Consider the following 8844-nt stretch of genomic DNA (forward strand, 5'->3'; position numbering starts at 1 on the left):
TAGCATTTCGTGACGCAGGTCATTTGTGCCGGAGAAGCGCTACGGGATGGTGGAAGCCACCAGCTCAGCCAAAGGTCGTCCTGATCCCGGCTCGCCTTGGGTCGGCCAATCGATTGCGCGCGTCGAGGACGCGACGCTGCTCACCGGGCGTGGCCGCTTCATGGACGATATCGGCGTTCATCCCGGCACGCTGCATGCGGCTTTTCTGCGTTCCCCGCACGCCCACGCCGACATCGTTTCGATCGATGTGTCGCAGGCGATGAGCTCGCGCGGCGTCGTCGCTGTTCTCCATGGCGAGGATATCAAGGCGCTGACGTCGAGCCTCGTGGTCGGCGTCAAGGCGCCGGTCGAGTGCTGGCCGATGGCGGTTGGCCGCGCGCGCTATGTCGGCGAACCCGTGGCGATCGCCGTGGCGGCCGATCGCTACCGCGCCGAAGACGCCGTCGATCTCATCGACGTGCGTTATAACGTGCGGCCTGCCGTGGTCGATCCGCGTGCCGCAGTAAAGCCCGAGGCCCCGGTCCTGCACGATGGGTTTGGCGGCAATGTCGCGAGCGATCGCTCGTTTCGCTATGGCGATCCCGAAAGCGCCTTTGCCTCAGCGCCGCATCGGATCAGCATCGACGTCAGCTATCCCCGAAATTCCTGCACGCCGATCGAAACCTACGGCGTGGTCGCCGACTACAACCCCGGTGATGACGCCTACGATGTGCTCGCCAATTTCCAGGGACCCTTCAGCATTCACGCGGTGCTGTCGCGCGCCTTGCGGGTTCCGGGCAATCGTCTGCGCCTGCGCACGCCGCCGGATTCCGGCGGCAGCTTTGGCGTCAAGCAGGGCGTATTCCCCTACATTGTCCTGATCGCGGCCGCCGCCAAGGCAACTGGGCGTCCCGTGAAATGGATCGAGGACCGGCTTGAACATTTGACCGCCTCCGTCTCGGCCACCAATCGCGCGGTTTCGCTGGTCGCCGCAGTCGCAGAAGACGGCCGCATCCTCGCGCTCGATTGGGACCAGATCGAAGACTGTGGCGCACACCTAAGGGCGCCCGAGCCCGCCACGCTCTACCGCATGCATGGCAATCTGACCGGCGCCTACGACATCCGGCATTTGAAAATCCGCAACCGTGTCGTCGTCACCAACAAGACGCCGACCGGATTGAACCGCGGTTTTGGCGGACCGCAAGTCTATTTCGCGCTGGAGCGCCTGGTTCAGCGCATCGCCGTCGAGCTCAATCTCGATCCGCTCGACGTGATCACGCGCAATCTCGTGCTTGCGGATGCATTTCCCTACAAGACGGCAAGCGGCGCCCTGCTCGATTCCGGCAATTATCAGGAAGCATTGCGGCGGGGCGCGCAGGAGGGCGGGCTTGCGGAATTGAAAGCCCGACGTCAAGCGGCGCGCGCGGAGGGGCGTCTTTACGGCATCGGCTATACCGCGGTGGTGGAACCCAGCGTCTCCAACATGGGTTACATCACGACCGTCCTGACGCCGGCCGAGCGTCGCAAGGCAGGACCGAAGAACGGCGCGCAGGCGACTGCAACGATCGCGATCGATCCGGTCGGCAGTGTCAGCGTTCATGTCGCGTCCGTGCCGCAAGGGCAGGGCCACCGCACCGTGCTGTCGCAGGTGGTTGCCGACGTCTTCGGCCTGAAGCCTTCGGACATCCGCGTCAACACCGAGATCGATACCGCCAAGGATGCCTGGTCGATCGCTTCCGGCAACTATGCCAGTCGCTTTGCGCCTGCGGTCGCGGGCACGGCGAAGCTCGCCGCCGAGCGCATCGCCGGACGATTGCGCCGCGTCGCGGCTAGCCAGTTGAATACCGAGACCGACGATATTGCTTTCGTGGACGGTCATGTCGGATCGAAGCGCAATCCCGACAACAGGATTTCGTTCTCGCGTATTGCCGCGCTGAGCCATTGGTCGCCGGCCGCGCTGCCCGACGGCGTCGGTCACACCATCCGCGAGACCGTGTTCTGGACGCCGCCGGAACTGACCGCGCCCGACGAGGATGACCAGATCAACTCCTCGCTGTGCCACGGCTTCATTTTCGACTTCTGCGGCGTCGAGGTCGATCGCACCACGCTGCAGACGCGGATCGATCGCTATGTCACCATGCACGATTGCGGGACCATCCTGCATCCGGCCATGGTCGACGGGCAGGTGCGCGGCGGCTTTGCGCAGGCGCTTGGTGCCGCGCTCTACGAAGAATATGCCTATGCCGAGGACGGCAGCTTCCTGACGGGGACGCTGGCCGACTATCTGCTGCCGACCGTGGCGGAAGTGCCGACGCCGATTATCCTGCACATGGAGACGCCGTCGCCTTTCACGCCGCTCGGATCGAAAGGCGTCGGCGAAGGCAATTGCATGTCGACGCCGGTGTGCATTGCCAATGCAGTGGCCGATGCGATTGGTGCCAAAGATGTCGTGCTGCCGCTGGTGCCTGCGAAACTTGCCGAGATTGTTCGCGGCGCCGAGCCGGCGCCACCAGCACGCCGGACCTCCTCAACGCAAGCAAAGCGCGGCGGCGATCGCAAGCTGCGCGGCGAGGGCGAGGCGGTCGTCAAGGCCAATGCGCAGCAGGTCTGGGACATGCTGCTCGATCCCAACACGCTCGCCGCCGTCATTCCCGGCTGCCATGGCGTCGAAAAGATCTCCGGCACGCACTTCCGCGCCGATGTAACGCTCGGCATCGGCCCGGTGAAAGGACGCTACCGCGCCGAAGTGAAGCTATCCGATCTCGATCCGCCAAAGGCCGTGACGCTCACGGGCAGCGCGGAGGGCGGGCTCGGCTTTGGCAACGGCGAGGGCCGTATCACGCTTGGCCCCACGCCAGATGGCGGCACCACGATCCACTACACTTATGAAGCCGGCATCGGCGGCAAGGTCGCGAGCATCGGCGGTCGTCTTCTGGATGGTGCCACAAGGGTCATCATCGGGCAGTTCTTTGTTTCCCTGGCGCGCCAGGCTGGTGGCGGCGAGCCGGCATCCGGCGGGCTTTCGTGGTTCGCGCGCCTGCGGCGATGGTTCGGGGGGGCGCCATGAAGCCCGCCGCCTTCGACTATGTCCGCGCCGAACATCTCGACGAAGTACTGGACGGGCTCACCCGCGAGGGCGGCGACGCGCGCATCATCGCCGGCGGACAGTCGCTGATGCCGATGCTCAACATGCGTCTCGCCAGGCCGAAGACACTGATCGACATTATGCGCCTTCCCGAGCTAGCGCGCATCGAACGCAAGGGCGGCAGCGTGACGGTCGGTGCCGGCGTGCGTCAGGCGACGCTGCTGGCGTGGCCTGAACTTGGCAAGACCTTGCCGTTGGTGGCCCAGGCGCTGCCCTGGACCGGTCATGTCCAAACCCGAAGCCGGGGCACGGTATGCGGATCAATCGCGCATGCAGATCCCAGCGCGGAATTGCCGCTGGTGCTGTCTGCGCTTGGCGGCGAAGTGCATCTGCGCAGCACCAAAAAGCGACGTCGCGTTCCGGCCGGGGAGTTCTTTGCCGGCATGATGGTGACCGCCCGAGCCGACGATGAACTGATCGAGGCGATTTCGCTGCCGGCCAATCAGCGCGCTTGCGCCTTTCGCGAGGTCGCGCGCCGGCACGGCGACTTCGCCATTGTCGCCTGCGCGGCGGTCGCAACCGACAAAGGCGTTCGGCTTGCCATCGGCGGCGTCGCCGACATGCCGGTGACGCGGGAGTTTCCCCGGCTCGAATCGGGCGCGCTCGATGACGTCTTGAATACGTTCGCCTACGAGCTGGATGCCCGCGACGACGTGCATGCCTCGGCGCGATACCGGCGCGATCTGGTTCGTTTGCTCGGTGCCGAGCTGATCCGGGAGGTGCTGTCATGAGCCGCCTGCCTGCGGATCAGCATCACGCCGTTCGGCTCATGCTCAACGGCAAGCCGTGCAGCGGCGACGCTGAGCCTCGGATGCTCCTTACCGACTTTCTGCGTCACGAGATCGGCGCCACCGGGACCCATGTCGGCTGCGAGCATGGGGTTTGCGGCGCCTGCACGGTCGAGATCGATGGCAAACTGGCACGCGCCTGTCTGACGCTGGCGGTCCAAGTCGATGGCTGCGCGGTACGGACGGTCGAGGGCCTTGCGCCTGCGCCCGATCGCCTTGGCCTGCTGCAGGCGGCGTTCAAACGAAATCACGCATTGCAGTGCGGATTTTGTACCGCGGGGATCCTGATGTCGCTCGATCATTTCCTGCGAGAAGTTCCGAAGCCCAGCGAGCAGGAAGTCCGCGATCTCCTGACGGGGCATCTGTGTCGTTGCACCGGATACACGCCAATCCTGCGCGCGGCCATGGAAGCCGCCGCGGAATTGGCAGGCGAGCCAGCGAAGGAGAAATCCGATGCTTGATTTGGGAACCAGCTTTATCGGCAGCGTCGCGCGCGATCCAAATGCGCTGGCCATCGTTCACGACGATGTCCGGCTGACTTATGCGCAATGGTATCGGCGCATCTCCTCCGTCGTGGCGTCGTTCGACCGCATCGGGCTGAAGGGTGGAGACCACATCGTCACCGTGCTGCAGAATTGCGAGGCGGCCGCGACCCTGCATTGGGCCTGCCAACTCGCTGGCCTTGTGATCACGCCGGTGAACTGGCGCGCCAAGGATGACGAACTCGATTTCTGCATCGAAAATTCCGAAGCGCGCGCCGTCGTCTACCAGGACGTTTCGGCGCAGGCGGTCGCCAGGTCGAAGCGCGCGCCCAGCCTGCCGCGCATCGCGGTCGGCTATGACGACGCCGGCGTGATCGCCTTCTCGCGCATCGTCGCCGAACCGTCCGCGGACGCGACGCCTCGCGCCGGCGCCGAAGACTGGTCGGTCATGCTTTATACATCCGGCACGACATCGCGACCGAAAGGCGTGCCGCGGCGGCATCGCGCCGAACGCGCCGCCGGCGTCGCCCATGTGGCACAAAATCTCTACCGCCGCGGCGAACGGACGCTCGGTGTCATGCCGCTCTATCACACCATGGGCGTGCGCTCGCTGATCGCAATGTCGCTGATCGGCGGCACGTTCGTGTGCCTGCCGCGCTATGACGCAAGGAGGGCGCTGGCGCTGATCGAGGCAGAAAAGGTCACCAATCTCTATCTGGTCCCGACGCTGTACCACGATCTGGTTTACGCCCGCGAGTTCGCCTCGACCGATGTATCGAGCGTGCGAAAGCTCGGCTTTGCCGGCGCGCCGATGACGGACGGCCTGCTGAAGCAGCTCGACGGGGCATTCCGGCCCGATCTGTTCGTCAATCACTACGGTAGCTCGGAAATCTACACCTTCACCATCGACCAGAATGCGCCGGCCAAGCCGGGATCGGCGGGCAAGGCCGGGATCAACGAGGAAATCAGGGTCGTTAAGTTGAACGCGGCCTCGGTGACCGATCTCGCCGCGCCAGAAGAGGAGGGTGAGATCATTGCGCGCCTGGCAAGCGATGAATCCTTCGATGGATACTGGCGTCGGCCGGAAGCCGACGCGAAAGCCCTGCGCGAGGGTTGGTATTTTACCGGCGACACCGGCTTCGTCGATCGCGACGGCGATCTGTTTGTCACCGGCCGCGCCGACGACATGATCATCACCGGCGGCGAAAATGTCTCGCCGGTCGAGATCGAGAGCTGCCTCTCGCTGCATCCGGCCGTGCTGGAAGTCGCCGTCGTCGGTCTGCCGGACGAAAAATGGGGCAAGGTCGTCACCGCCTTTGTCAAGCGCAAGGTTCAGGTCGGCGACACCGAACTCGATCAGTTCTGCCGCACGTCGGGGCTTGCCGATTTCAAGCGCCCGCGGCGCTTCGTCTTTGTCGACTCTTTACCGAAATCTCCGGTTGGAAAATTGCTCCGTCGCCTGCTTGTCGCCGGCGATTATCAGCCGGAACACGCGCCGCCGTCCAGCGCGGCCTAAGAGAAAGGAAACACGATGGCTTCCGCTTATACCTTCGCAGACCCGAGGCTCACCAAGCTGGACGGCTTTCAGGTCGAGATCGACGAAGCGCATGAGCGCGCCGACATCATTCTCGATCGGCCGCCGCTCAATGTTGTCTCGATGCCGGAACGCGACCAGCTTCGCCTGGTATTCGAGACGCTGGACGAGGATGCGCGGGTGCGCGTGATTGTCGTGCGCTCGGTCGGCGAGCATTTTTCCTCAGGCGGCAATATCGGTGGCTTCATGGAGGCCACTCCTGAAACAGTTTCCAAGCTCGCCTGGAATATCGCCTCGCCGGCGCGCTGCTCCAAGCCGGTGATCGTTGCCAATCGCGGTTATTGTTTCGGCGTCGGCTTCGAGTTGTCGCTCGCCTGCGACTTCCGCCTCGCCTCCGAGACTGCGCTGTACGCGCTCCCGGAACAGAAGCTCGGGCAAATCCCGGGCTCCGGCGGCTCGGCGCGATTGCAGAAGATGATCGGCATCACCCGCACCAGGGACATCGTGATGCGTTCCAAGCGCATTTCGGCGAAGCAAGCCTTCGACTGGGGCATCGTGACCGAGTGCGTACCTGATGCCGAGCTTGAGAAGACGACCGACAAGCTGGTCGATGAGTTGCGCACCTTCGCGCCGCTGGCGCAACGGACGGCGAAGAAACTTCTCAACGATACCGAGGACTCGACGCTGTCGATCGCGATCGAACTTGAAGGTCATTGCTACAGCCGTCTTCGCCAGTCGGATGACTTCAAGGAGGGCGTCGAGGCATTCAATGCCAAGCGGCCGCCGAAATTCACGGGGCACTGAATTTAAGTCGTAGTTCCAAGGGAAAATTTGGAGGGGGAAAAATGTCGGTTGCGGAGACCAGGGATATTGAAGTCGCGCCGCCCGCGGGCGCGATGTCCGGCGGCAATTTCCGCTGAGCGCGCGAAGCCTCGATCGGTAGAGACCTACAGGCCCGCGGCGCGCAGCGCAGAAGCGACGGTCATGACGGCAATGTTACGCTTTGCTGCGGCATCGAGCGCATGCCGCAACAGATCCGGGGTGCAGCCAAAGGGGCTCGGCTCGGCCGCGACATCGTGACCGTAGAAGATCAGCCAGCCGTTGCCATCGGCGAGTTCGTCGAGCGCACGATCGATGCCATCGCCGTCGATGAGGCCATTGATCAGTGGCGTCGAGCGCAGATATTGCAAGTCCACGGTGCCGCTGTTGATGCCGGGAATGATGCCGCGTGAGGACTGGAATGTCCTTGCCAGCTGGTTCTTGCGCCACACGGACCCCAGGCCGTAAGGATAGGCGAAGTTCTCGATTCTCATCGAAGGGTCGAGGCCGAGCAGGTAACGGCGGTTTTCCTCGATCTCGCTGGCGAGGCGTGTCGCATCGAGGTCGGACGTGCGCACGTGGGAAAATGTGTGGCAGGCGATCTCATGGCCGCGCCGATGCAAGTCCACGATGGTATCGGCGCGCGCGCCTTGCCAATGGCCAGACCATTTATCGACCTCGCCGCCGGCGACATAGAACGTCGCTTTGGCGTCATATCGGTCGAGAATGGGGCCGCCGGCCGAGGCCGCGTTCTCGGGAAAATCATCGAAGGTGAAACTGACGATCGGCTGCTGGTTGCGCAGCGTGAACGGTGTCGCGCAGAAATGCCGTGACAAGCGGTTTTCGGCACGTGCTTTCAGGTCGGGCCAGTGGGTTTGCGCGGTCATCTCCGTCGCCCGATCAAACGCTTGCTTCTGGCGACGCGGTTCGAGCGCGCTCGAACAGGAAATCGAGCCAGCTGCGGAACATCACGGCTGCTGCCGCGCCGGTTGCGATATCCTGCCGAAGGTTGCGCGCGGGCAATTCCGCGCTCAGTGCCGGTCGCCGCTCGGTCTGCGCGCGCATGGCAAAGGCGGCGAGCTTCTGCTCGGTCTCGACGTCGAAATAGCCGACGGGAATGCCCGGATAGCGGTCGCGTTCACCGGCGAGAAAACGGGCGATGTCGCGAAGATATTCGCGTTCCAGTGACAGCGCCTCGTATTCCGGATGTCCCTGGAAGAAGATGAATTGACTGCCGAAATCCTTGGCGAAGCTGTCGACGCCGCCTTTGCCCGATCGCGACAGCAATTGATAGCCGTTTGCCGAGAGATCCTCGACGCGCAATTCGTTGAGACGCGAATGTGCAATCTTGAAGGGGGCTGGAAGGCCGCCCGTCAGCCAGTGAGACGAGACGCTGATGCAGTCAAAGATGCCGGAGCACTTGGTTTCGAGCCGCTTGCGCTCGATGCCGTCGAGATGCAGCACCGCGGCATGGGCGGCGAGGCAGGACCAGATCGTCGATCGCGTGTTGTGCTTCGCCCAGTCGATGACGTCGGTGAGATCGCGCCAATAGGCTTCGTCGCTCAAGTTGGCGGCGTAGGGCTCGGCGCCGGTAACGATCAGCCCGTCGATCGGCAACCGGTCGAGGTCGGCGATATCGGTATATTGCGTTTCGACGCGCCCTTTCGTCGATTGCGAGCGTCGCACCGACGGCAGGGAGAAGCAGTGAAAATCGATCCTGATGTCGCCGGCTGCCTGCCTCAGCAGGCGCATGAACTGGCGCTCGGTCGCCTGCAGCGCGGTGTCCGGCATGTTGTTGACGAGGCCGATCGTGAGGTCGACGTCGACGTCTTTCGGATGGCCGAACTTGTCCTCTCGCCGCTGCTGCGCCGGTGCGAGGCCGGGACTGACGATCAGTCGCCGTTTTTCCAACAGAACGGTCATGTCGCGCCAATTATGTGATCCTAGTGCGGTTTGGAATTTGAAGTTCCTATGACGAGGTTGCCGCGAAACTGATAGGAACTTCAAATTCACCGCACTAGTCAGTTCATTCCGCTGCTTCGAACCGGGCAGCCTGCGCACTCGCCTTGGCCAGGGCCTGATCGAGATCTGCGATGA

General features: G+C 63.6%; 7 protein-coding genes. 5 read left to right on the forward strand and 2 right to left on the reverse strand.

Translation table 11 applies throughout. From position 1 onward, the window contains the following. Nucleotides 1-46: 46 nt before the first annotated feature. The 5 genes from M6D32_RS24615 to M6D32_RS24635 are packed head-to-tail and all read left to right on the forward strand — an operon-like array spanning nucleotide 47 to nucleotide 6732. Nucleotides 47-3046 (forward strand): molybdopterin cofactor-binding domain-containing protein, encoded by a 3000-nt coding sequence (locus tag M6D32_RS24615; RefSeq protein WP_298261236.1) that lies wholly within the window; start codon nucleotides 47-49, stop codon nucleotides 3044-3046. Next, on the forward strand, nucleotides 3043-3855 hold the full coding sequence (locus M6D32_RS24620) for an FAD binding domain-containing protein (RefSeq protein WP_298261214.1): 813 nt from the start codon (nucleotides 3043-3045) through the stop codon (nucleotides 3853-3855). The genes M6D32_RS24615 and M6D32_RS24620 overlap by 4 nt, the downstream gene beginning before the upstream one ends. Beyond that, nucleotides 3852-4373, forward strand: a complete 522-nt coding sequence (locus tag M6D32_RS24625) for a (2Fe-2S)-binding protein (RefSeq protein WP_298261216.1) — start codon at nucleotides 3852-3854, stop codon at nucleotides 4371-4373. The genes M6D32_RS24620 and M6D32_RS24625 overlap by 4 nt, the downstream gene beginning before the upstream one ends. Continuing rightward, complete coding sequence (locus M6D32_RS24630) at nucleotides 4366-5910, forward strand: AMP-binding protein (RefSeq protein ID WP_298261218.1); 1545 nt, start codon at nucleotides 4366-4368, stop codon at nucleotides 5908-5910. Before M6D32_RS24625 ends, M6D32_RS24630 begins: the two co-directional genes overlap by 8 nt. Nucleotides 5911-5925: 15 nt before the next feature. After that, nucleotides 5926-6732 carry an enoyl-CoA hydratase-related protein gene (locus M6D32_RS24635; RefSeq protein WP_298261220.1) on the forward strand — a complete coding sequence of 269 codons (807 nt, stop codon included), beginning with the start codon at nucleotides 5926-5928 and terminating at the stop codon, nucleotides 6730-6732. A gap of 143 nt (nucleotides 6733-6875) precedes the next feature. Here the strand turns inward: M6D32_RS24635 and M6D32_RS24640 are convergent, their stop codons facing one another. Next, a complete protein-coding gene (locus M6D32_RS24640; RefSeq protein ID WP_298261222.1) occupies nucleotides 6876-7634 on the reverse strand; it encodes a polysaccharide deacetylase family protein in 759 nt (252 codons plus the stop codon). 13 nt (nucleotides 7635-7647) lie between these two features. Further along, nucleotides 7648-8670, reverse strand: coding sequence for a homoserine O-succinyltransferase (locus M6D32_RS24645; protein WP_298261224.1), 1023 nt, complete (start codon nucleotides 8668-8670; stop codon nucleotides 7648-7650). Nucleotides 8671-8844 lie beyond the last annotated feature (174 nt).

The sequence above is a fragment of the Bradyrhizobium sp. genome (assembly GCF_027307225.1).
Classification (GTDB): Bacteria; Pseudomonadota; Alphaproteobacteria; order Rhizobiales; family Xanthobacteraceae; genus Bradyrhizobium.